General features: G+C 63.1%; 22 protein-coding genes and 1 rRNA gene. 12 read left to right on the plus strand and 11 right to left on the minus strand.

Translation table 11 applies throughout. The features are described 5' to 3' along the window. Nucleotides 1-81 (plus strand): 5S ribosomal RNA (gene rrf / locus AC1DEK_RS29785); the annotation flags it as partial. 422 nt (nucleotides 82-503) lie between these two features. Next, a complete protein-coding gene (locus tag AC1DEK_RS29790; protein ID WP_478128929.1) occupies nucleotides 504-1,181 on the plus strand; it encodes an esterase/lipase family protein in 678 nt (225 codons plus the stop codon). 102 nt (nucleotides 1,182-1,283) lie between these two features. Here AC1DEK_RS29790 and AC1DEK_RS29795 read toward each other — a convergent pair whose 3' ends face one another. Continuing rightward, nucleotides 1,284-2,117 carry a transporter substrate-binding domain-containing protein gene (locus tag AC1DEK_RS29795; protein WP_478128930.1) on the minus strand — a complete coding sequence of 278 codons (834 nt, stop codon included), beginning with the start codon at nucleotides 2,115-2,117 and terminating at the stop codon, nucleotides 1,284-1,286. A 27-nt stretch (nucleotides 2,118-2,144) separates the two neighbouring features. After that, the gene (hppD, locus tag AC1DEK_RS29800) at nucleotides 2,145-3,272 is read right to left on the minus strand and encodes a 4-hydroxyphenylpyruvate dioxygenase (RefSeq protein WP_478128950.1); all 1,128 of its coding nucleotides are present in this window, start codon (nucleotides 3,270-3,272) and stop codon (nucleotides 2,145-2,147) included. 154 nt (nucleotides 3,273-3,426) lie between these two features. Between hppD and AC1DEK_RS29805 the strand changes: the two genes are divergently transcribed. From AC1DEK_RS29805 to lnt, 4 genes are all read left to right on the plus strand, one after another. After that, nucleotides 3,427-3,900: an Lrp/AsnC family transcriptional regulator gene (locus AC1DEK_RS29805; RefSeq protein ID WP_478128931.1), complete on the plus strand. Its 474-nt coding sequence runs from the start codon at nucleotides 3,427-3,429 to the stop codon at nucleotides 3,898-3,900. 105 nt (nucleotides 3,901-4,005) lie between these two features. Then, nucleotides 4,006-4,731, plus strand: coding sequence for an N-acetyltransferase family protein (locus AC1DEK_RS29810; RefSeq protein ID WP_478128932.1), 726 nt, complete (start codon nucleotides 4,006-4,008; stop codon nucleotides 4,729-4,731). An 82-nt stretch (nucleotides 4,732-4,813) separates the two neighbouring features. Next, on the plus strand, nucleotides 4,814-5,692 hold the full coding sequence (locus tag AC1DEK_RS29815) for an HlyC/CorC family transporter (RefSeq protein ID WP_478128933.1): 879 nt from the start codon (nucleotides 4,814-4,816) through the stop codon (nucleotides 5,690-5,692). Next, on the plus strand, nucleotides 5,689-7,263 hold the full coding sequence (gene lnt, locus AC1DEK_RS29820; RefSeq protein WP_478128934.1) for an apolipoprotein N-acyltransferase: 1,575 nt from the start codon (nucleotides 5,689-5,691) through the stop codon (nucleotides 7,261-7,263). The genes AC1DEK_RS29815 and lnt overlap by 4 nt, the downstream gene beginning before the upstream one ends. On the opposite strand, the gene AC1DEK_RS29825 is transcribed toward lnt, so the two are convergent. From AC1DEK_RS29825 to AC1DEK_RS29855, 7 genes are all read right to left on the minus strand, one after another. Next, nucleotides 7,253-8,611, minus strand: coding sequence for an FAD-binding oxidoreductase (locus tag AC1DEK_RS29825; RefSeq protein WP_478128935.1), 1,359 nt, complete (start codon nucleotides 8,609-8,611; stop codon nucleotides 7,253-7,255). The genes lnt and AC1DEK_RS29825 overlap by 11 nt on opposite strands. Before the next feature lie 6 nt (nucleotides 8,612-8,617). After that, nucleotides 8,618-9,448: an ABC transporter permease gene (locus tag AC1DEK_RS29830; RefSeq protein WP_478128936.1), complete on the minus strand. Its 831-nt coding sequence runs from the start codon at nucleotides 9,446-9,448 to the stop codon at nucleotides 8,618-8,620. A gap of 68 nt (nucleotides 9,449-9,516) precedes the next feature. Beyond that, complete coding sequence (locus AC1DEK_RS29835; RefSeq protein WP_478128937.1) at nucleotides 9,517-10,350, minus strand: ABC transporter ATP-binding protein; 834 nt, start codon at nucleotides 10,348-10,350, stop codon at nucleotides 9,517-9,519. Between the two features lie 37 nt (nucleotides 10,351-10,387). Beyond that, nucleotides 10,388-11,383, minus strand: coding sequence for an ABC transporter substrate-binding protein (locus AC1DEK_RS29840; protein WP_478128938.1), 996 nt, complete (start codon nucleotides 11,381-11,383; stop codon nucleotides 10,388-10,390). Nucleotides 11,384-11,444: 61 nt separating this feature from the next. After that, a complete protein-coding gene (locus AC1DEK_RS29845) occupies nucleotides 11,445-12,320 on the minus strand; it encodes a creatininase family protein (protein WP_478128939.1) in 876 nt (291 codons plus the stop codon). Nucleotides 12,321-12,367: 47 nt separating this feature from the next. After that, entirely contained in the window at nucleotides 12,368-12,955 is a 588-nt protein-coding gene (locus AC1DEK_RS29850; RefSeq protein ID WP_478128940.1) for an NAD(P)H-dependent oxidoreductase, read from the minus strand. A gap of 123 nt (nucleotides 12,956-13,078) precedes the next feature. After that, nucleotides 13,079-13,765, minus strand: a complete 687-nt coding sequence (locus tag AC1DEK_RS29855; protein WP_478128941.1) for a TetR family transcriptional regulator C-terminal domain-containing protein — start codon at nucleotides 13,763-13,765, stop codon at nucleotides 13,079-13,081. A gap of 180 nt (nucleotides 13,766-13,945) precedes the next feature. Here AC1DEK_RS29855 and AC1DEK_RS29860 point away from each other — a divergent pair, with 180 nt between their 5' ends. After that, a complete protein-coding gene (locus AC1DEK_RS29860) occupies nucleotides 13,946-15,016 on the plus strand; it encodes a type II asparaginase (protein WP_478128942.1) in 1,071 nt (356 codons plus the stop codon). A 119-nt stretch (nucleotides 15,017-15,135) separates the two neighbouring features. On the opposite strand, the gene AC1DEK_RS29865 is transcribed toward AC1DEK_RS29860, so the two are convergent. After that, nucleotides 15,136-15,519: an energy transducer TonB gene (locus tag AC1DEK_RS29865; protein WP_478128943.1), complete on the minus strand. Its 384-nt coding sequence runs from the start codon at nucleotides 15,517-15,519 to the stop codon at nucleotides 15,136-15,138. A gap of 108 nt (nucleotides 15,520-15,627) precedes the next feature. Here AC1DEK_RS29865 and glyQ point away from each other — a divergent pair, with 108 nt between their 5' ends. The 5 genes from glyQ to AC1DEK_RS29890 are packed head-to-tail and all read left to right on the plus strand — an operon-like array spanning nucleotide 15,628 to nucleotide 20,936. Next, nucleotides 15,628-16,533 carry a glycine--tRNA ligase subunit alpha gene (glyQ, locus tag AC1DEK_RS29870; protein ID WP_478128944.1) on the plus strand — a complete coding sequence of 302 codons (906 nt, stop codon included), beginning with the start codon at nucleotides 15,628-15,630 and terminating at the stop codon, nucleotides 16,531-16,533. A 3-nt stretch (nucleotides 16,534-16,536) separates the two neighbouring features. Continuing rightward, on the plus strand, nucleotides 16,537-18,678 hold the full coding sequence (glyS, locus tag AC1DEK_RS29875) for a glycine--tRNA ligase subunit beta (RefSeq protein ID WP_478128945.1): 2,142 nt from the start codon (nucleotides 16,537-16,539) through the stop codon (nucleotides 18,676-18,678). 29 nt (nucleotides 18,679-18,707) lie between these two features. Next, complete coding sequence (gene gmhB, locus AC1DEK_RS29880; protein ID WP_478128946.1) at nucleotides 18,708-19,283, plus strand: D-glycero-beta-D-manno-heptose 1,7-bisphosphate 7-phosphatase; 576 nt, start codon at nucleotides 18,708-18,710, stop codon at nucleotides 19,281-19,283. Then, nucleotides 19,283-20,053, plus strand: a complete 771-nt coding sequence (locus AC1DEK_RS29885) for a lysophospholipid acyltransferase family protein (protein WP_478128947.1) — start codon at nucleotides 19,283-19,285, stop codon at nucleotides 20,051-20,053. Before gmhB ends, AC1DEK_RS29885 begins: the two co-directional genes overlap by 1 nt. A gap of 16 nt (nucleotides 20,054-20,069) precedes the next feature. Further along, a complete protein-coding gene (locus AC1DEK_RS29890) occupies nucleotides 20,070-20,936 on the plus strand; it encodes a M48 family metallopeptidase (protein WP_478128948.1) in 867 nt (288 codons plus the stop codon). A 7-nt stretch (nucleotides 20,937-20,943) separates the two neighbouring features. Here AC1DEK_RS29890 and AC1DEK_RS29895 read toward each other — a convergent pair whose 3' ends face one another. After that, complete coding sequence (locus AC1DEK_RS29895) at nucleotides 20,944-21,276, minus strand: hypothetical protein (RefSeq protein WP_478128949.1); 333 nt, start codon at nucleotides 21,274-21,276, stop codon at nucleotides 20,944-20,946. Nucleotides 21,277-21,763 lie beyond the last annotated feature (487 nt).

Here is a 21,763-nt window from a genome sequence, read left to right on the forward strand (position 1 = left end):
TCCCATCCCGAACAGGACAGTGAAACGCCTCAGCGCCGATGATAGTGCGGGTTCCCGTGTGAAAGTAGGTCATCGTCAGGCTCTTACAGCCCCAAAAAGCCCAGCCCTCTCAGGCTGGGCTTTTTGCGTTCCGCGCCCTCCCATCACCTTCAATCCCCTCGCCTCCATTCAGATAGGAGGCAATTCGCGGACCCGGCCATGCCTGTGGAAGTCCATCACGCGGAGACTTTGCGCTGCCGGCAGGCCAAGGCCTAACGGGGCGATGCTCGCTCCACAGTTGCGCATGCGATAGTTGCGCCATGATTGCTCGTCTACAGCGTCGATTGATATTGAGTTGGCTTGCGATCGCAATCTTATGGCCGAGCTTTTGGTGGTCGCACTCACCCGCCGTCGCTGTCACTGGCCTATGTGCCTTGCTTTTTGGCCATGCATGCTTTCTTGCCGTCGAATTCGTCACGAGCTATCGTATGGGGGCTAACGATCCAGTTCCTCGAGCCTCAGTGATGCAATATTTGCTCGCTTGGATTGCAGAGTGCTGGGCAGCGCCTCGCGTCTTTTGCTGGCAACAGCCCTTTCGTTCGCGAGCGATCCCGGACAACCTCAGCCCGGACACGCGGTGCGGTGCTGTCCTGATCCACGGATTCGTCTGCAACCGTGGCTTGTGGAATCCGTGGTTGAACCAGCTGCAAAAGACTGGGCATGTTTTCGTTGCCGTTGATCTTGCGCCCGCGTTCGGCTCAATCGACAACTATGCAAAGATCTTGGATGACGCAATTGCTCGAGTGACGGCCGCTACCGGCCGCTCGCCGCTCCTGATCTGCCATAGCATGGGCGGCCTTGCCGCACGCGCTTGGCTACGACAGGCCGACGGCGCACGTGTCTCTCGCATTGTCACGATAGCTACGCCGCATCAAGGCACCTGGCTCGCACGTTTCGGACGCACGGCGAACGGTCGGGAAATGCGTATCGGCGGCGACTGGCTGAAGAAGATCGACTGCGAACGAACAGGCCCGCGACATGTGCCGTTCACGTGTTGGTATTCCAACAGCGACAACATCGTCTTTCCGACATCAGTGGCTACGCTGTCCGGAGCCGACAACCGCCTCGTTGCCGGGTGTGGACATGTTGAGATGGCCTTCAACGACCGAGTGAGGCGCGAAACGCTGGCTTTGCTCGATTGAGCCTTGAGACCACGGATGCTCAGAGTCAGACTTGTGACTCGATTGGCGCCAGCGAGGCGGCAACCCGTCTCGCTCACGGATCAATTCGAATCCACGACGGCGCTACTTAAGCCAGCGATCCTCGACGCGCTGAAAATCACCCCCCGCAACCGAAAGATGCAGCCATTGGTCGACATAGGCTTTGAAGGCCACGTCATCGCGCGGGAGCATCCACGCCATTTCTCCGTATTGCAGCGGCTTGTAGGGATTGATGGCGCACAGCCCGGGCTTGAGCTTCTGTTGCGTGATGGCCTCGGCTGACTCTGTCACGAACACATCAGCTCGATTAGCAAGAATCTCGTCGAAGATCGTCACGTTCTCGCCGTGTGCCGTGAGCTGCGCGCGCTTGAAATTTTGGCGCGCGAACCGTTCGTTGCTACCGCCCGGATTGAAGATCACCTTCACTGTGGGCTGGTCGATCTGGGCAATGGTCTGGTACTTGGCCTTGTCCGCGCAACGTGCGACCGGGGTCTTCCCGTTGACCATGTAAGGCGCGCTGAAGAAGGCGCGCTTTTGACGATCGGTCGTCACCGAGACACCCCCCACCGCAATGTCGCATTTTCCGGCCGCCAAATCGGGCAACAGGTTTGCCCAGGTCGTCTTAATCCACTCCGGATTGGCGCCCAGACTCTTGCTGAATGCCGTCACCAAGTCGATGTCGATTCCCTCGTAGCTTGAGTCCGTCTTCTGGAAGCTGAAAGGTTTGTAGTCACCGGGAGTGCAAACGCGGACAACACCGGCCTTCTGGACCGCATCGAGGCGTGAGGCCGCCGAACCCTGTGGATGAGGCGATATCGCACAGCCTCCCAACGTCAACGTCAACGTCAACGTCAACGTCAACGTCAACGCCGCAGCCAAGGTCCAGAGGCATGGTCGAACTGAAGACGTTGGCCGCATGCGAAGCTCTCCTGAAGAAAGAAGCGCCTATTGTGCGGCGGCAAGCACGCCGCGCCGCATCTGGTCGAGTTCAATGCTTTCGAACAACGCCTTGAAATTCCCCTCGCCGAAACCGTCGTCGCCCTTCCGCTGGATGAATTCGAAGAAGATGGGCCCTAGTTGGTTTTCGCTGAAGATCTGCAACAACAGCGCGCCCTTCTTGCCGTCGATCAGGATCTTGCGCTGCTTCAAGGCGGCGACATCTTCGCCGTGGCCGGGGATCCGCTTGTCGACCAGTTCGTAATAGGTGTCGATGGTGTCCAGGAGCTTGACGCCCGAGGCACGCAACGCGTCGACTGAGCCCGGCAGATCGCGCGAGCCCATTGCAATGTGCTGGATACCCTCGCCGCGATAGCTGTCCAGGTACTCCTGGATCTGGCCGGCCTTTTCATTGCCTTCCTCGTTGATTGGAATGCGGATTTTGCCGCACGGGCTCGTCATGGCTTTGCTCTTCACGCCAGTGACTTGACCTTCGATGTCGAAATAGCGGATCTCGCGGAAATTGAACAGGCGCTCGTAAAAGTCGGCCCATTCCTTCAGCCGCCCACGATGCACGTTGTGGGTGAGGTGGTCGATATATGTGAGGCCATGGCCTTCAGGCGCGAGCGCCTCGACCGCACTCAAACCCGGAAGCGCCTCGAAGTCCACGTCATAGAACCCGATGTTGCCGATGTCGCCGGGCTGTGCGCCGTTCTTGCCGCGCCAGCGATCAACGAAATAGATCAGGCTGTCCCCAATTCCCTTGATGGCGGGGATGTTCAGTTCGCCGGGGCCAGCGCCTGGTGCGAAACCCCAAGCTCCAAGTGAAATGGCGCGCTCGTAGGCCGCTTTCGCATCTTGGACCCGGAACGCAATCGCGCAGATGCTCGGCCCGTGCTGGCGAGCGAAGCGCTGAGCAAATGAATCAGGCTCTGAATTGACGATGAAGTTGATCGTGCCTTGGCGATACAGAAGCACATTCTTGTGGCGATGCTTGGCAATGGGGCGAAAACCCATCTGCTCGAAGACCTTGCCCATGGCCACAGGATCGGGGGCGGCATACTCGATGAATTCAAACCCGTCGGTACCCATTGGGTTTTCCCAGGGCGTGAAAGCGGTAGATTCGGCGGTGCTCATGGCGCTGTCTCCGGATGGTTCGGGGGAAAAGGTCAGTGTCTCGCCGCAGTTTCGCTGCGTCCGTTTGGAACTGTAAGAGTGCGAGCCATCATGATTCCGGCGTTTCTGCGCCTGTTTGCCGGCTTTGGCGCAGAAATCCTGCAAAAATGTGCGGATGGACGCATTGGACAAGATAGATAGGCGCATTTTGCTCACCCTGCAGAGTGATGGGCGCGCCACTTACGACCAACTCGCCGAGCAGGTCAGCCTTTCTTCCAGCGCTGTGCTGCGGCGGGTCAAGCGCCTTGAAGAGGCTCACGTCATCGATCGCTACGTCGCGCTCGTCAGACCCGAGGCCGTGGGTCTCGGATTGACCGCATACCTGAATGTCCGTCTAGAGAAACACACCGAGAGCCATAAGCGAAATCCGATGGATTTGTTTCGGGCGAGCGTGCAGACCTGGCCCGAAGTGGTGGAGTGCGCCGCGTTGACGGGCGACATGGACTATCTCCTGCGGGTGCTCGTAGCAGACATGGCTCACTACAGCCGTTTCATCATGGACACGCTGCTGAAGCATCCAAGCGTTCAGGACTGCAAGACAAGCTTTGTGCTTGATCGGGTCAAGGCAACAACGGCAGTGCCCGTGTAGCGGTAAGCGAACGCTCGCTTAGCGGCGATTGGTATTTGTTCACCAATGACACCCGCTTTCGGCGTGGCACCTTGTTGATCTAGGGAAAACCCTTATATTTGAGCAATGCTTACCGCTAAGGTCCTCCTCAAAGCCGTGTTCGGCCTCGGCTCGCTTATGAAGGTGTCGATGGTCGAGACGCACTCGCCGGCGACCGCGCCGGCTCCCGTCATGGTGCCGATCCGTTCGATCGGCCCGCGCGAACGCGGTCGAATCGCTCAGCACTTGCTTTCTCTCGGCCAGCACGATCGCTATTTACGCTTTGGCTATCCAGCATCCGACGAACAGATTCAGCGCTATGTCAATGGCTTGGATTTCCAGCGCGACGAACTCTTCGGCATCTACAACCGGCGCCTGGATTTGATTGCCATGGCACATCTCGCGTTTTCGCCCCCTGGACAGCAGCAGGACTGCGCTGAATTCGGCGTTTCGGTTGCCGAACACGCGCGGGGCCGTGGCTACGGCGCGCGGTTGTTCGAACGTGCGGTCGTAGCCGCGCGCAACGAAGGCGTCGGCATGCTGTTCATCCATGCACTGAGCGAGAACGCCGCGATGCTCAAGATCGCGCGCAATGCGGGCGCGACCGTCGTGCGAAGCGGTTCGGAGTCCGAGGCGCACCTGCAACTGCCGCCCGCCACCCTTGACAGCCGCATGAGCGAAATCGCCCTGCAGCAGTACGCCCAGGTCGACTTTCAGCTCAAGACCCGCGCCAAACAGTTCTGGGCCTTCCTGGCCGAACTGCAGGCGATCCGAATCGGCGGGCGCGACGAGCGCGAGCGGTCCTCTCGTTGACATTGAGCACCGGCGGCCGCTCCCTTGGGTCGGGCGGCGGCTTTCCGTTATCCTTGCTGTTCCCCAACTCTGCCCTCCTGCAGTGGCCGATCCACACCCTGAACGCGCGCCCGCCGAACGCGAAGACAAGCGCAGCTTTTTCCAGAAGCTCGTCGAATTCATCAATCCCGGGCCCGACTCGCGCGACGAGCTGATCGAAACGCTCGCTGACGCTGAGGACAACGACGTCATCGGCGCCGAATCGCGCGTGATGCTCGAAGGCGTGATTCGGATGGCCGACATGACGGCCGGAGACGTCATGGTAGCGGCGCCTCGCATGGACCTCGTGAACATCGACGCTCCATACGACACCCTGCTGCATCTGGTCATCGACACGGCCCATTCGCGCTTTCCTGTCTACGAGGGCGAGAAAGAAAACATCATCGGCATCCTTCTGGCGAAGGACCTGCTCAAGCTGCAGCGCGCACCCGGCCTTAACATCCGTGCGCTACTGCGTCCTCCGACCTTCGTGCCTGAGAGCAAGGGTCTGAACGATCTGCTGCGCGAGTTCCGCGGGAATCGGAATCACCTCGCCGTTGTCATCGATGAATTCGGCCGGGTCGCCGGATTGATCACCATCGAGGACGTTCTCGAACAGATCGTGGGCGAGATCGAGGACGAGTTCGATATTCCCGAAGACGAAGGCGATATCTTCGGCCTTGCGGATCACACTTATCGAGTCTCCGGCGACACGCCGATCGAGCGCGTGGCAGAAGCCTTCGGCCTCACATTCGACGACAAGACGCAGAGCGAGGACTTCGACACGATCGGTGGGCTCATCGCGCACGAGATGGGCCATGTGCCCAAGCGCGGCGAGCACTACGCCCTCGGGGGCTTCGACTTTGTTGTTCTGCACACCAAAGGCGGCGCGGTGCGCTGGTTCAAGGTCTCGCCCAAGCGCGGCGAAGACGCCGCCGATTGAAAACGCCGGTTCGCGCGCTCGGCTTCGCGCTTGCGGGGCTTGCCCAAGCAGCCTCCATTGCCGCGCCATGGAGCGGGGAGCCGCAGTGGTGGCTTCAGCTCATTTCTTTGGCCGCATTGGTGTGGCTGTTGGATGCGCTTCGTCCGGCCCACGGCCGAGACTACGCCTGGCGCACTGGTGCGGCCTACGGGTGGTTGTTCTCGACCGCATGGCTCTGCGGCACATTCTGGTGGCTCTTCATTTCGATGCACACCTATGGCGGGCTCGCTGCGCCGCTTGCCGCGACGGCCGTGTTCGCGCTTTCGGCCGCACTGGCGCTCTATTACGTGTTGGCGTGCGCGCTCTTCGTGGCGTTCGCTCCAAAGAATCCACTGGGGGCCGCGGCGTTCTTCTCCGCGATGTGGACCCTCGCGGAATTGCTGCGCGGCAGTTGGTTCACTGGCTTTCCATGGGGCGCTGGCGGCTATGCGCACGTCGATGGCCCGCTGGCCGTCTATGCACCGTGGATCGGCGTGTACGGCATCGGCGCGATTGCCGCCGCCATCGCTGCGCTCACCGCGTTGGCCATTCGCCGTACCCGCGGGCGGCTCTTCGCTGTATCGGCCGGTGTCGTGCTGGCCCTGCTCTGCGGTCCAGCACTGGTCCAACTGGCGCGCGGCGAATCCGCCGATGATGGCAGCCGCTCGCATGGGCATCTCAGACTCGCGCTGCTGCAGGGAAACATTCCCCAGGACGAGAAGTTCGTGCCTGGCGGCGGCGTGGCCACGGCGTTGCGGTGGTACGGCGATCAGTTGCAGCACACCACAGCGCCTTTGGTGATCACGCCCGAAACCGCGCTCCCGCTCTTGCCCTCGCAGATGCCCCCAGGTTATCTCGAGGCGATCGCATCACGGTATGCGAGTGGCGATCAGGCCGCCATAGTGGGGCTCCCGCTGGGGGACGGCACCACATATAGCAATTCGGTGATCGCCTTCCGCCCTGGCGATACGAAGCCCTATCGCTACGACAAACATCACCTCGTGCCTTTCGGCGAGTTCATTCCGGGCCTCTTCCGCTGGTTCACCGACATGATGAACATCCCGTTGGGTGACTTCCAAAGCGGTGGACTCGCGCAGGCCCCCTTCATGTGGCAGGGTCAGCGCATCGCGCCCAACATCTGCTACGAAGACCTGTTCGGCGATGAGATCGGCGCCAACTTCCGCAACGAAGCCGATGCACCCACCATTTTGCTCAACGTGAGCAACATCGCGTGGTTCGGTGATTCGATCGCCATCGACCAGCATCTGGCGATCTCCCGAATGCGTGCGCTCGAATTCCAGCGGCCGATGGTGCGGGCGACCAACACGGGCGCGACGGCCATCATCGATCACCACGGCCGCGTGACGCACCAGTTGCCACGGTTGACGCGCGGCGTGCTGGAGGCCGAAGTCGAGGGCCGCGTCGGCCGCACGCCTTACGCCATCTGGGTTTCGCGCTTCGGCCTCTGGCCGTTGTGGGGCCTGGCGCTGTTAGTCACGATCGGCACGCTGGTCGTGCGTCGTCGCGGCCGGGAGCGTGACTTCAAGGCCTGACGGGCCAATCGCGCAGCTTTCCCGGGTTCAGCAAGCCCAGCGGATCGAAGCGCTTTTTCATCTCGATGATCTCTGGCGGCAAAGCGCCGCCCGCCTTTCCGTCCTCGACGATGTAGACGTGCGGATTGTTGACCCGCACACCGCGCTCGCGATGCATGCGGATGATTTCATCGAGACGTTCTTCCGTGCTGAAGCGCACGAGCTGCAATGCGCTGCAGGTGATTCGTCCGTCGAGACCGCGCAAAAACTCGACATGCATCAGTACTTCGCCGGCAAACAACTGCTCCATCGCGGTGACCTGCTGCACGTGTTGGCCCGGCACGAAGCTGCTTTGCAGGTAAGTCAGTGTCTTGTCGACCTTGAGCGCATGAAGCGTCGTGTGATTCCACGTGAACTCCATCAAGGTGCGGTTGCTCTTGCGCACTTCTTCGGCGGTCTTTCGGTAGCTCATCTCGCCGCCGAGTGCACCCACGAGTTCGCGCAGCGGTTGCTCGGACGATTCGGCAACCAGCGAAAGGACGGTGTGGCAACCCTTCGGAAGATGCCCGGCGAGTTGCGCGAGATGGTCGGGCACCGGGCTCGCGAAGAAGGCCACTTCACGCTTGATGATGCCCGGCGCATGCGCGAGCGCATCCGCGAAGCCCAAAGCCTTGTCGAACGATTCGAAGACCACGAGGCTTTCGAGCCACGGGTGTGCCGGTGCGAGCGCCACTTCCAGTTCGAGCACCAGCCCGTTCGTGCCCCAAAGGTGATGCATGCGCATGGCCTCCGCGCCCCGCAACTCGATGACCTGGGGCTCGGCCTCGATGGTCATCGCCCGCAGGCCCAGCACATTGCCTGGGGCGCCGAGTGGCCCGTAATTGATCGAGCCCACGCCGCCGAAGCCACCGCCGAACAGGCCGCCCAGGGTTGCGCTGCGATAGGTGGATGGGATGCAGCGTAATTCTTGCCCCGAGAGCTTCGTGTGCTTCTCGAGTTCGCCAAGCCGGATGCCGGATTGCGCGCGAGCGACACCCGGCTGCACCCATTGGATGGCGTTGTAGCTCGTCATGTCGAGCACCACGCCGCCCGCCAGAGGTGTGGTCTGCCCATAGTTGCCGGTGCCGCTTCCGCGGATGGTGATCGGCACGCCAAGGCGGGCGCAGGCGCTGACGAGCGAGCGAATTTCATCCTCGGTGCGCGGGCGAGCGACGGCGTCGGCGCGCTTGTCCTTCAGCTGCCGATTGAGCACGGGGCTGAACCAGGCGAAGTCTTGCGACAGCCGCGCGATGCGGCTCGGGTCCGTGATCCAGTCCAGCTCGGGGAGTTCGAGGTGCAGTCGCTCGATCGAGGTCATGGGGGCGTTCATCGAGAGTCAATCCTGGGAAAGTTCGCTGGCGTGCCAGGAGCCGAGCGCCAGCTTGGTGAGCCAGGCCATCAGCACGAAGAGTGCGACGCCGGTCAGTGAAATTAGCAGCAAAGCCGCGAACATGCGCGGGATGTTGAGCTGGAAGCCCGACTGCAGGATCTGGTAGGCAAGGCCCGCACCCTGTCCCCCTGTGCCCGCGACGAACTCCGCCACCACCGCGCCGATGAGCGCGAGGCCGCTCGAGATGCGCAAGCCGCCGAAGAAGTAGGGCAACGCACTCGGGATGCGAAGCCGCACCAGCTGCTGCCATCGCGTGGCGCGATTCAGCTTGAAATAGCTCTGCAGATCGGGCTCGATACTGCGCAGCCCGAGCGTGGTGTTGCTGATGATCGGAAACAGCGCCACCAGCGCGGCGCACACCACCATCGCCGCTGTCGGGTTCTTGACCCAGATGATGATGAGCGGGGCCACCGCGACGATCGGCGTCACCTGCAGGAGCACCGCATACGGAAAGAGGGCGGTCTCGATCAATTTGCTTTGCACGAAGAGAAAAGAGATCAGCACGCCCGCGATCGTTGCGGCGGCGAAGGACAGCACGGTGATCTTGAGCGTGACCAGCAGCGCCATACCCAATGGCACCCAGTCGGTGACCAGGGTTTGCATCATCAGGTAGGGTGACGGCACCAGATAGGGCGGCAGATCCATCGCGGTGACCAGGCTTTGCCAGATGGCGACCAGCACCACGCCGACCAGCAGCGGATACATGACGCGCTGGACTCGCGGCTGGTGCAGCAGCGGCGTTCGTCTGGCGGCGCGCTGAATCGATGCTTTCGGCATGGGGCGCGTGCTTGCGGACGCGGGGGGTACGGTGGATGCGGTGGGGGATGCAGGGGCCAATGCGCTCATCACGTCACCTCATGGGAAGCACTGCTCGCCCGCAGCAGGCTGTCCTGCAGCTTCCTGGCGTAGCGACTGAATTGCGGCGACACCATGAAGTCGGCGGCGCGCGGATAGGGCTCGTCGATGTGGAATTCCTCCACCACGCGGCCCGGCCGCGCTGCCATCATGATCACGCGCGACGAGAGAAACACGGCCTCATGGATCGAGTGGGTGACAAAGATCACCGTCAACCTCTTCTCGCGCCAAAGGTCGAGCAGTTCGGCGTCCAGCTTGTGTCGTGTGATCTCGTCCAGCGCGCCGAAGGGCTCGTCCATCAATAGCAGGTCGGGCCGAGTCACCAGCCCGCGAGCGATCGACACGCGCATCTGCATGCCGCCGGAAAGCGCGCGCGGCAATGCGGTGGCGAACTTGTCGAGCCCGACCAGTTCGAGCGCTTCCGACACGCGCGCGTCGCCCTCTTTGCGGGGCACACCGGCGAGGTCGAGCGGCAGCCGCACATTGGTGCGCACGCTGGCCCAAGGCATCAGCGTGGGCGACTGGAAGACAAACGCCATCCTGCGCCCGCTGTCATCGATGTGCGCCACGGGCTTGCGCCAGACGCGCAGTCGGCCGTCGGTCGGCTCGAGCATCCCGGCCACCATCTTCAGCAGCGTGCTCTTGCCGCAGCCCGACGGACCGAGCAGCGTGACGAATTCGCCTTCGCCGATGGTCAGGTCGACAGGCAGCAACGCCTGCGTGCCGTTCGGATAAGTCTTCTCGGCCGACAGGATCTCGACAGCGGGAATCGATGTCGCGCGCTGGATCGGCAGCGCGTAGTCGGCGGATTCGGATGGAGTCATGCAAAGCCTTTCGAGGGAGACCAAGGCCTCCGGTGTTTCAGGGCAGGACCTTGGCGTCCTTCACGAACTCGGTGGTGTAGGTCTTGGCGATATCGACCTTTGCCGGGTCGAGCAGCTTGGAAGCGACCAGGAAGTCGTAGCTCGCCTTGGTACGTGCGTCGGTGATCACGCCGATGCCTTGCGTGACCGCATCGCCGCCGGTGACCATGCCCATTTCCTTGAGCTTGCCCACGCTGTAGGCCAGTTGGTCGTCGGTCATGTTGGGGTTGTCCTTCTTGATCAGCGCATTGGCCGGCGCCGGATCGTTGAGGTAGCTCTTCCAGCCCTCTGCCGAAGCCTTGACGAACGCGGCGATCTGCTTGTTGCGCTCCTTGACCGTCTTGTCCATGCACGACACGGTGGTGGCATACGAGGGGAAGCCGAAGTCGCTGAACATCAGCACCGTGCTCTTCACGCCGGCCTTCTGGATCGCGTAGGGCTCGGAGGTGAGATAGCCCTGCTGCGCTGCGTTCTTGTCCGCGACAAAGGGCTGGATGTTGAAGGTGTAAGGCCGCGTCTGTTCATCCGTGAAGCCGAACTTCGCCTTCAGCCACGGCCAGTACCCCCGATTGGCCTGCGCGCCGATAAGCAGCGTCTTGCCCTTCAGGTCTTCGAACTTCTTGACGTCGTCGTGGGCGATCAAGACCTGCGGATCCTTCTGGAAGAAGGCCGCGACGTTCACCACGGGCACGCCGCCTTCGCGCACCTGCATCATCTGGATGTCGCTCGATCCCATGATGCAATCGGCCTGGCCGGCAGCCATCATCTGCGTGATGTTGACTTGCGGTCCGCCCATCTTGATGGTCACGTCCAGGCCGTACTTCTTGTAGATGCCCAGCGCAACCGCTTGATAGAAGCCGCCGTGCTCGGCCTGCGCGTACCAGTTGGTCATGTAGACGAACTTGTCTTCCGCATGGGCGGGAGCAGTCGCAACAACGGCAAGCGCGGCTGCGGCGGCGAGACGACCGAGGATGGGAGCGATGTGTTGGCGCATGGTGAAGACTTTCGGATGGATGGAAGAGGAAGTTGCGGCGGATCGATGCAAGGAGCGCGCCTCAGTCCGTGATGCCTGACAACGCCTGCCTGGTCTGGATGAAACCCTGTTCATGGCCGCGCCCCCAGGTGGGCTCGTCGCGCACCACCCATTGCAGTGCGTACAACTCCGTCAGCGCTTGAACCCAGCTGTCGGCCAGGGTGTCCAGGATCTCTTCGCCTTGTTCGCGCGTCGCGCTGGTCGGGTCGCCGATCACGCCGCTGGGGCCGAAATCACGCGCTGTCCAGGCACAGGCGGGCCGGCCATCGGGCGACAGCAGCTTGATCGGAAAAGGCGGCGGAAAGTTGGGCGCCGCATATTCCATGTGCACCGTGTCGGGCGCGAGCGCGAGCATCAGTGCCGTCTCGGAGTGGCCGGCGTGCATGGCCAGGCGCTTTTCCTGCTCGCTGACTTGCTTGCTCGCCGCGCTCGGCAGCCTTGACACGCCGTGCGGCACGACGACGAAATCGCCATGGCGAAGCCGCAGTTCGCGCGCTGCCATCTCGAGCACCTGCGGCTGGCCGCCGTGACCATTGGCGAACAGCAGCTTTCGAAAGCCCGAGCGATACACCGACTCGCCGATCTCGATCACTGTCGACAGCAGCGTGGTGCCGGTCAACGTCATCGTGCCGGGGAAGTGCAGATGCTCCTCCGACTTGCCGTAGGTGATGGTCGGCAATGCAAACGCTCGCACTTCGGCCGGAAGGCGTTCGAGCGCTTTGCCCATCACGCCCGAGGAAATGACGCTGTCGACCGAGCAGGGCAAGTGCGGGCCGTGCTGCTCGATCGCGCCACAAGGCAGCACGATCACCGTGTTTTCGCGATCGGGCAGCGCGTCGATTTCGGTCCAGCTGAGATAGGGCAGGAAGCGATGAGGCGGGATGTAGCCGTGGAGCATGGTGGGTCCTGTGAGGCAAAGCGGCAAATTGGGAGTCGTGAAGGCGATCAGGCGAACCGCGCCATCGCCCGTCCGACGCGGTACATGAAGCGCTTCAATTGGGATTCGGTCGCCACATTCATGTGGTAGTGAGCGTGGTAGTCGACGCGCGCCTGCTTGCCGGTCAGGCGGCGCATGTAGCGCGTCACGATCTTGCGTGGCGGGTCCCCCATGTACCAGGCGACCCAGCGCGGGCGGCCGTAGGTGACGACGGCGGAGATGCGCTGGATGTGCGTCAGCATCGGCTTCACGTTGGCCGGGTCGCTCAGGTCGAAGGCCACGCCGGGCATGAAGAGGCGATCGAAGTAGCCCTTGAGCATGGCCGGCAGTCCGAAGCACCAGGTCGGAAAGCAGAACACGATGGCCTGCGCCCACTGCAGCCGCTCGACGTACGGCTTCAGCGGAAGCTGGTTGCTCGGTACATCGTGATAGCCGAGGCGCTCCTCGCGCGAGAGCACGGGATCGAAACCTTCGGCGTACAAATCGCAGTCGTCCACCTCATGGCCCGCGGCGCGCAGGTTGCGAAGCACCTCTTCATGCAGCGCCGCATGGAAGCTGGTTTCGACGGGATGGCAATAGACGACGAGCACTCGCATGGTGTGTTGACCGCTTAATCAGAGCAAGTGGTCAGGTTATGCAAGCGACGTGCCAAATCCTGCGCACCAAATGCGGGACGTCTCCGTCAGTGGGTTTTCACCGCCCCGAGGCCGGAGCCCGACTCAAGGCGTCTTGATTCCGCAGCCGAGGGTCACGAAGGCGACCAGTTCTCGCGCGATCGGCTCGCGATCGATCGGCGCATCGGACGGCAGGCCCAGCATCACGCGCGTCTGCAGTGCGTAGTCGGCATAGCTCTGAGTCATGGCCCAGATGTGCATCAGGAGCAGGCGCGCATCCATCGGCCGCATCAGTCCGCGCGCGATCCAGCCATTGATGACGTCGACCTTCTTTTGTGTCCAGGCGCGCGCGTTCGGCCAGTAGCGTTCCAAGTTGTGGCCGCCATCGAGCACTTCGCGCGTGAAGATGCGCGAGATCTCCGGGTTGTCGAAGGCATGGTCGAGCTTCTTGCGGATGTAGTCGGCCAGCACCGCGCCGGGATCGCCCGCGCGATCTTCGAATGAAAAGACCACCTTCCAGTCGTGCAGCACCTGCATCAGGAGCTCTTCGTAGAGTTCTTCCTTGCCGGGGATGTAGTAGTGCAGCTGCGGCTTGGTCAGCCCGGCGCGCGCCGCGATTGCCTGCGTTGAGGCGCCCTTGAGACCGTGAAGGCTGAATTCGGCAATGGCCGCCGCGCGGATCGCCGCCATGATGCGCTCCCGCCCAGGACGTGCCCGTGCCCGCGCCCGAGCCAGGGGGCCGTTCGGCGCCGGCATCTGGTCGGACACGGAAACGGAGGTGTCGGTCGTCATCGCGCTTGAAACGAAGGATGTCGCCGGCGATGGTAGCGCTTGCCCGAAACCGGTCGCAGTCGCATGCTTCGTGACGCTCGCATGACGGCATGCGTGCTTGGCATTGAGCGGCTGCGCCGTTGGTGTGCGCTTTGGATATCGTCTCGCCGCTTCATCGCACAACCATCAACAGGAGTTCCTATGTACTTCGCCTCCAGATTCCGTGCTTTCGCGGGCGCGGCTGCGCTGCTCGCTGCCAGCGCCATCGCGCACGCGCAGACGGCCTTGCCCAACGTCGTGATCCTTGCAACCGGCGGCACCATCGCCGGCGCCGGTGCGTCGGCGGCCAACAGCGCCACCTACTCGGCGGCCAAAGTGCCAGTCGACAAGCTCATCGCAGGGCTGCCCGAGATTTCCAAGGTGGCGAATGTGCGCGGCGAGCAGGTGTTCCAGGTGGCCTCCGAAAGCCTGACCAACGACAACCTGCTGACCCTCGCCAAGCGCGTGTCGGCGCTGTCCAAGCAGGCCGACGTCGACGGCATCGTGATCACCCACGGCACCGACACGCTCGAAGAAACCGCCTATTTCCTGAGCCTGACGGTGCACACCGCCAAGCCGATCATCGTCGTCGGCTCGATGCGTCCGGGAACCGCGCTGTCAGCCGACGGCGCGCTGAACCTGTTCGATGCAGTGAATGTCGCCGCCAGCAAGGATGCAGTCGGCAAGGGCGTCCTGGTGACCATGAACGACGAGATCCAGAGTGGCCGCGACGTCAGCAAGACGGTCAACATCAAGACGGAAGCCTTCAAGAGCCAGTGGGGTCCGCTCGGGATGATCGTGGAGGGCCGCAATTACTGGTTCCGTGCGCCGGTGAAGCGCCACACCATGCAGTCCGAGTTCGACATCGACAGCATCACCGCGCTGCCGCCGGTGGAGATTGCCTATGGCTACCAGAGCGTTCCGTCGACGGCCATCGACGCGCTTTCCAAGAGCGGCATCAAGGCATTGGTCTATGCCGGTACGGGCAATGGATCGGTGGCCGATCGTCTCGTGCCCGTCCTCCAGAAGGTGCGCGGCGACGGCATCATCGTGATCCGCAGTTCGCGGGTGCCGGACGGCTTCGTGCTGCGCAACGCCGAGCAGCCCGACGACAAGTACGACTGGGTCGTCGCGCACGACCTGCGCCCCGGCAAGGCGCGGATTCTCGCGATGGTCGCCTTGACGAAGACCAGCGACACCAAGGAACTGCAGCGGATCTTCTGGGAGTATTGATACACCCCCAGGCTCGCGCACTTCGTGTCGCTCTCCACCCCCTTGCAGGGGGCGATACCGGCAGACCGGCGGAGCCGGATCTGCGGTATCTCTGGTAGCCCGCCTGGAGACGGTCGTGGTTAGTCCGTGGTTGCCTGCGGGGGAGGGGCGGTGATGAAAAAGCGGATGGGTACTTCGCGCCAGACTACGGTGCCGTCGTCCGCGGTGGGTTTGAACTGCCACTTCCAGACTGTCTCGACGGCGGAGCGATCGAGGCGGTCGGAGCCGCTCGACTGCTTGACCTCGACGGCTGCCGGGCGGCCCGCGGGCGTCGTCCGCACGTGCAGGAGCACCATGCCCTGTTCGCCCTTCATGCGGGATTCGGCCGGATAGGGCGCGCTGGGATTGGGCGGGTTGGGTGCCCATTCGCCGGGTTGCGCTCTTGGCGAGGCGCACGCCACCAGCAGCGCCGCGGTTGCGCCCGCGATGAGTATCTTCGCGGTTTGCCCATGCTGACGATTCATCGGATCTCCTGTTCTTCAATCCGCAGCATGCTAGCGACACGAACCAATAAAATGATCGGTTCGCCGCGTCGGCGGGCTCTTTGCCCTCCTGCGGCCCTCAGGCCCAACATGCTGACTTTTCAACAAATCATTCTCAAGCTTCAGGCCTACTGGGCCGACCAGGGTTGCGCGCTGCTGCAGCCTTACGACATGGAGGTTGGCGCAGGCACTTCGCATACGGCCACCTTTCTTCGCGCGCTCGGGCCGGAGCCGTGGAAGGCAGCGTATGTGCAGCCGAGCCGCCGACCCAAGGACGGCCGCTACGGCGAGAACCCGAACCGCCTGCAGCACTACTACCAATGCCAGGTGGTGCTGAAGCCGGCGCCGAGCAACATCCTCGAGCTCTATTTGGGTTCACTCGAAGCTCTCGGATTCGACCTGAAGAAGAACGACATCCGCTTCGTCGAGGACGATTGGGAAAACCCCACCCTCGGCGCCTGGGGGCTCGGCTGGGAGGTTTGGCTCAACGGCATGGAGGTGACCCAGTTCACCTATTTCCAGCAGGTCGGCGGCATCGATTGCCGGCCCATCACCGGCGAGATCACATACGGGCTCGAACGCCTCGCGATGTACCTGCAGGGCGTGGACAACATCTACAACCTGACCTGGACCGACGGGCTCACCTACGGCGACGTCTACAAGCAGAACGAGGTCGAGCAGTCGACCTACAACTTCGAGCAGAGCGACGCCGACTTCCTCTTCGTCGCCTTTGCCGCGCATGAAAAGCAGGCCAAGCACCTGATGGAAGAAAGGCTCGCGCTGCCGGCCTACGAGCAGGTGCTCAAGGCGGCACACAGTTTCAACCTGCTGGACGCGCGCGGCGCGATCAGCGTGACCGAACGCGCGGCCTACATCGGCCGCATCCGCAATCTCGCGCGCAGCGTCGCGCAGAGCTACTACGATAGCCGCGAGCGGCTCGGGTTTCCCATGGCGCCGCGCGAGTGGGTCGCACAGATCTCGAAGAAGGCGGCCTGAGCGATGACCATCAAGAACAACCTGCTCGTCGAACTCTTCGTCGAGGAACTCCCGCCCAAGGCGCTCAAGAAGCTGGGCGATGCCTTTGCCTCGGTGTTGCGCGATCAACTCGTCGCCGCGGGCCTGGCGGACGCCGGCTCGGTGCTCACGCCTTACGCATCGCCGCGGCGGCTTGCCGCGCATCTGACGAACGTGTTCTCGCAGGCTGCCGACAAGGCGGTCTCGCAGAAGCTCATGCCGGTGGCGGTCGGTCTCGATGCCGGGGCCAAGCCGACGCCGGCGCTGCTGAAGCGGCTTGCAGCGCTCGGTGCCGACGCGAGTGCGGTGCCCGAGTTGCGGCGCGCGATGGACGGCAAGGCCGAGGCGCTCTTCTTCGAAAGCACCGCCAAGGGCGCGACCCTCGCCGAAGGCCTGCAGAAGGCGCTCGCCGAAGCCATCGCCAAGCTGCCGATTCCGAAGGTCATGAGCTATCAGCTCGAAACCGGCTGCGAACTCCCCGGCTGGACCAGCGTGAGCTTCGTGCGTCCGGCGCACGGTCTGGTGGCATTGCACGGCGATGCGGTCGTGCCGGTCGAGGCGCTGGGGCTGAAGGCCGGGCGCGAGACGCACGGCCACCGTTTCGAAGCGACCGTCGATCCGATCGCCCTGCGCGACGCCAACAGCTATGCCGAGCAGTTGATGGAAGGCGGGGCGGTCATCCCCGGCTTCGAGGCGCGCCGCTTCGAGATCGCACGTCAACTCGCCGAAGCGGCCGTGAAGGTCGGCGGCGGCACACAGCCGATTCATGACGACGCGCTGCTCGATGAAGTCACGGCATTGGTCGAGCGGCCGAATATACTGGTGTGCGAATTCGAGCGCGAGTTCCTCGACGTGCCGCAGGAATGCCTCATCCTCACGATGAAGGCCAACCAGAAGTACTTTCCGCTGCTCGATGCTGCCGGCCGCCTGACGAACAAGTTCCTCGTCGTCAGCAACATCCGCCCCGAAGATCCGAGCGCAGTCATCGGAGGCAACGAGCGCGTGGTGCGCCCGCGGCTGGCCGACGCCAAGTTCTTCTATGACCAGGACCGCAAGAAGTCGCTGGCTTCACGCGTCGAGTCGCTCGGCAAGGTGGTCTATCACAACAAGCTCGGCACGCAGGGAGAGCGGGTGCGGCGCGTGATGGCGATCGCGCGCCTCATTGGCGAGCAGTTGGGCGCCGCTTCCGGCGATGCCAAGCTGGCCGCACATGCCGTGCAGGCGGCGCAACTCGCCAAGGCCGACCTGGTGACCGATATGGTCGGCGAATTCCCCGAGCTGCAAGGCACGATGGGCCGCTACTACGCGCTCCACGATGGCCTGGACGCGACCGTCGCCGACGCGATCGAAGACCACTACAAGCCGCGTTTCGCCGGCGACTCGTTGCCGCGCGACACGGTCGGCGTCGCCGTCGCGCTGGCGGACAAGCTCGAAACGCTGGTCGGCATGTTCGGCATCGGCAGTCTGCCCACCGGCGACCGCGATCCTTTTGCGCTGCGCCGCCATGCCCTGGGCGTCGTCCGGATGCTGATCGAGCGTTCGCTTCCGCTGCGGTTCCATGAGCTCACGCGCCAGGCTTTCGGCGTCTTCGCGCCCGGCGTCCTGGAAGACCGGAGCGTCGAGCTCGACGAGTTCCTGATCGAACGGCTGAAGAGCTATTTCAAGGACGAAGGCTACTCGGCGGTGGAGATCGACGCCGCGGTCAACGTGCGTGAGCTGGGTGCGTGGGCGACCATTCCGAAGCGGCTCGATGCCGTTCGTGCCTTCGCGTCCTTGCCCGAAGCGCCCGCATTGGCCGCTGCCAACAAGCGCATCGGCAACATCCTCAAGAAGTCGCCCGAAGCCGATGCCCACGTGAGCGAACTGCTCCTGCAGGAGACCGCCGAAAAGGCGTTGCACGCTGCAATGCAGCGCGTGGTGCCGACGGCCAACGCACAGTTCGACCAGGGCGACTACACCGCTTCGCTGCAGACCCTGGCCGCGCTGCGCGATCCAGTAGACGCCTTCTTCGATGGCGTGATGGTGAATGCCGAAGAATCCGACCTGCGGCTCAACCGCCTCGGGCTCCTCATGCTGCTGCATCGCTCTATGAACCGCGTGGCACAACTCGAGAGGCTTGCGGCCTGAAGTCCTGAAGTACCGAAGGGCTGAACATCATGAAACTCGTCATCCTCGATCGAAACGGCAGCCTCAACGAGCATCGCGAGGACTTCGTGAAGAGCGATCTCGAGTGGACGCCGCTGCCTGGCGCGCTCGAAGCCGTCGCGAGGCTCAACCACGCGGGTTGGCACGTCGTGATCGCGTCGAACCAATCGGGTCTCGGGCGCGGGCTGTTCGATGTCGTGTCGCTCAACGCGATGCATGCCAAGATGCACAAGATGCTCGCCGCCGTCGGAGGCCGCGTGGACGCAGTGTTCTATTGCCCGCACAGTCCTGACGAGAACTGCGGTTGCCGCAAGCCCAAGCCCGGGCTCTTTCAGCAGATCGGCGAGCGCTACGGCGTCGACTTGAGCCAGGTCCCGACCGCTGGCGACAGCTTGCGCGACCTGCAGGCCGGCGCGGCGGCAGGGTGCGAACCGCACCTGCTGCTGACCGGCATGGGCGCCGCCTGCCGCGGCGTGCCGCTGCCACCTGAATATCCACCCAACACCCGCGTCCATGAAGATCTCCCGGCCTTCGTCGATTTCCTTCTGGACCGCGAAGAAAAAGCCGCCTTGAAGCTGGCCATCTGATGTATCTGATCCGATCCGTGATCCACGCCCTGTGGATGCTAGTCACCGTGATTCCGTGGGGAATCATCATGTGCGTCAGCTCGCTCTGGAAGCGCGGCATTCCGCTGTACTGGATGGCCGTGCGCTGGCTCAGTTGGGCCATCGGCGGCGCGCGCGTGTTGCTCGGTATTCGCACCCGCGTGACCGGCATGGAAAACCTGCCGACCGATCAGCTCGCCGGCGCCGTGCTCCTGGTCAAGCACCAGTCGACCTACGAGACCTTCCTGATGCCCACGCTGATGCCGCACCCGCTGGCTTTCGTATTCAAGAAAGAGCTGATTTACGTGCCCTTCTTCGGCTGGGCCATGGCGCGTCTGGACATGATCCATATCGATCGAAGCCAACGCACGCAGGCCTTCAACAAGGTCGTCGCGCAGGGCCGCAAGCTGCTCGAGCAAGGCATCTGGATCATCATGTTCCCCGAAGGGACGCGCATTCCGCGCGGCCAGAAGGGCAACTACAAGACCGGCGGCACGCGGCTGGCCTGCGAGACCGGCGTGCCGGTGATCCCCGTCGCGGTGACCTCGGCCAAGGTCTGGCCGCGCAAGGCTTTCATCAAGCGGCCGGGCGTGGTCGACGTGTCGATCGGCCCGGCCATATCGAGCATCGGGCGCCGTCCTGAAGAATTGATGCGCGAGGTTGAAGCGTGGATCGAAGGCGAAATGCGCCGGCTCGATCCGGAGGCCTATGCCGTCGCAGCAGTGGTGGCACCCACTTCCACCACCGCCTGATCCTGGCCGACCGGACATGCGCGCTCTCTTGCAGTTCACGCTGGATCTGTTCGATGTTCCTGCAGTCGATGCGCCGGTGTCGGGCCCTCATCGGCCTGCTGTTCCCCTGGGCGATGCGCTGAGCCCGGCCCGCTTCATCCATCCACGCGCCTCGCGCGAACTGCTTCTTGGCAATGCGCGCGTGGCGTTCGAGTTCACTCGCGGCAAGCGACGCACCATTGGGTTCGTGGTGGGCGCCGAGGGCTTGTCGGTTCGCGCACCGCGCTGGGTGGCTTTGCGCGATGTCGACGCCGCGGTCGTCGAGAAGTCAGACTGGATCCTGCGCAAGCTGGCCGAGACCCAGCAGCGGCAGGAGCGCCTCGAAGCGGCGCGGATCGAGTGGAAAGACGGCGTTTCCTTTCCTTTTCTCGGCGAGCAGGTCGTGGTGCGGCTCGACCCGCATCATGCGTTCGATGGCGTTGGCGCGGTGCTCGATGCGTCGGCGGATCACGGGCCTCGCACCCTGCGCGTATCGCTCGCGAACAACGCGACGCCTGCGCAAATTCGCGATGCGGCGCAAGCGTGGCTGATGCGACAGGCGCGGCGCATCTTCATTGAGCGGCTCGACCATTTCGCACCTCAGCTGGGTGTGCGATGGAACAAGCTCTCGTTATCGAATGCCTCCACCCGTTGGGGCAGCGCCAGTGCCGATGGCGCCATCCGGCTCCACTGGCGGCTCGTGCACTTCAGGATGCCGGTCATCGACTACGTGGTCGCGCACGAGCTGAGCCATCTGCGCGTGATGGACCACAGCCCGCGTTTCTGGGAAACCGTCGAAACCGTGGTGCCCGACTATGAGGTGCTGCGCAGGCAGCTCAAGGAAGAGCCGGTCCCGCGCTGGTGAATGCGCTTCAAATGGATTGAGCCGGCACGCGTTCCGTGGCGAGCAGTGCCATGGTCGCCTTGGCGGTCTGCGTTCGGCGCTCGAACTCTGAGTTCAGCAAAGCCACGAGAGCTTTCACTTCGAGGTGGCGAACGTGGCTCTCGTCGCTGCGTGAGCCTTGCGCCTGAAGCAACAGGTCGTGGACGCATGCAGCGGCGCAATAGGCTTCCCTCAATGCGGCGAGCTCGGAGGTGGCCTGCTTGGATAGCGCGGCGAGATGGTCTCTGGTCTTTGGGAGCGGGTTATCGCCGCCGTGGGAAACGTTTGGGTGGCGCGCGGGCGCGCAAGTAGGGTGGACCATGAATGGCCTCCAAGGATTGCGGTTTGCTACAACCGCCGCCCTCGCTGTCAAACGATGGCGGCGACTCGAACGGGTTGACAGACCGGGCAATCCAAGGAAAACCGGCGAGCCTCGCGGCTCCCCGCTCGAGCCGCCAAAACTGGTGGCGCAACAGCGAAGCCGCAGACTCTGTACGGGATGACTGCGGCTTGCGTTCTCAGATTGCTTCGGGCTGTCAAACCCGATCACGCCTTTTTTTGACGTGATGGGCGGAGTATAGCGAGGGGGTGAGGCGCAAGAGAACCACGTGATCGGTGGTTTGCGGCGCATCCACCGGTCATTCGATAGCAGGTGTGCAGTGCGGATTCAACCGGTCGATGCAACACACTAGGAACTGCGTAGGCAGAAGGAGTGTTGCCGATGAAGCGAAGACCTCGGATCTACTACACCGACAGCCAGAAAGCTCTGATGTGGGAGCGCTGGAAGCAAGGTGAGACCCTCCACCAGA

The sequence above is a fragment of the Variovorax sp. 10N420 genome (genome assembly GCF_056394705.1).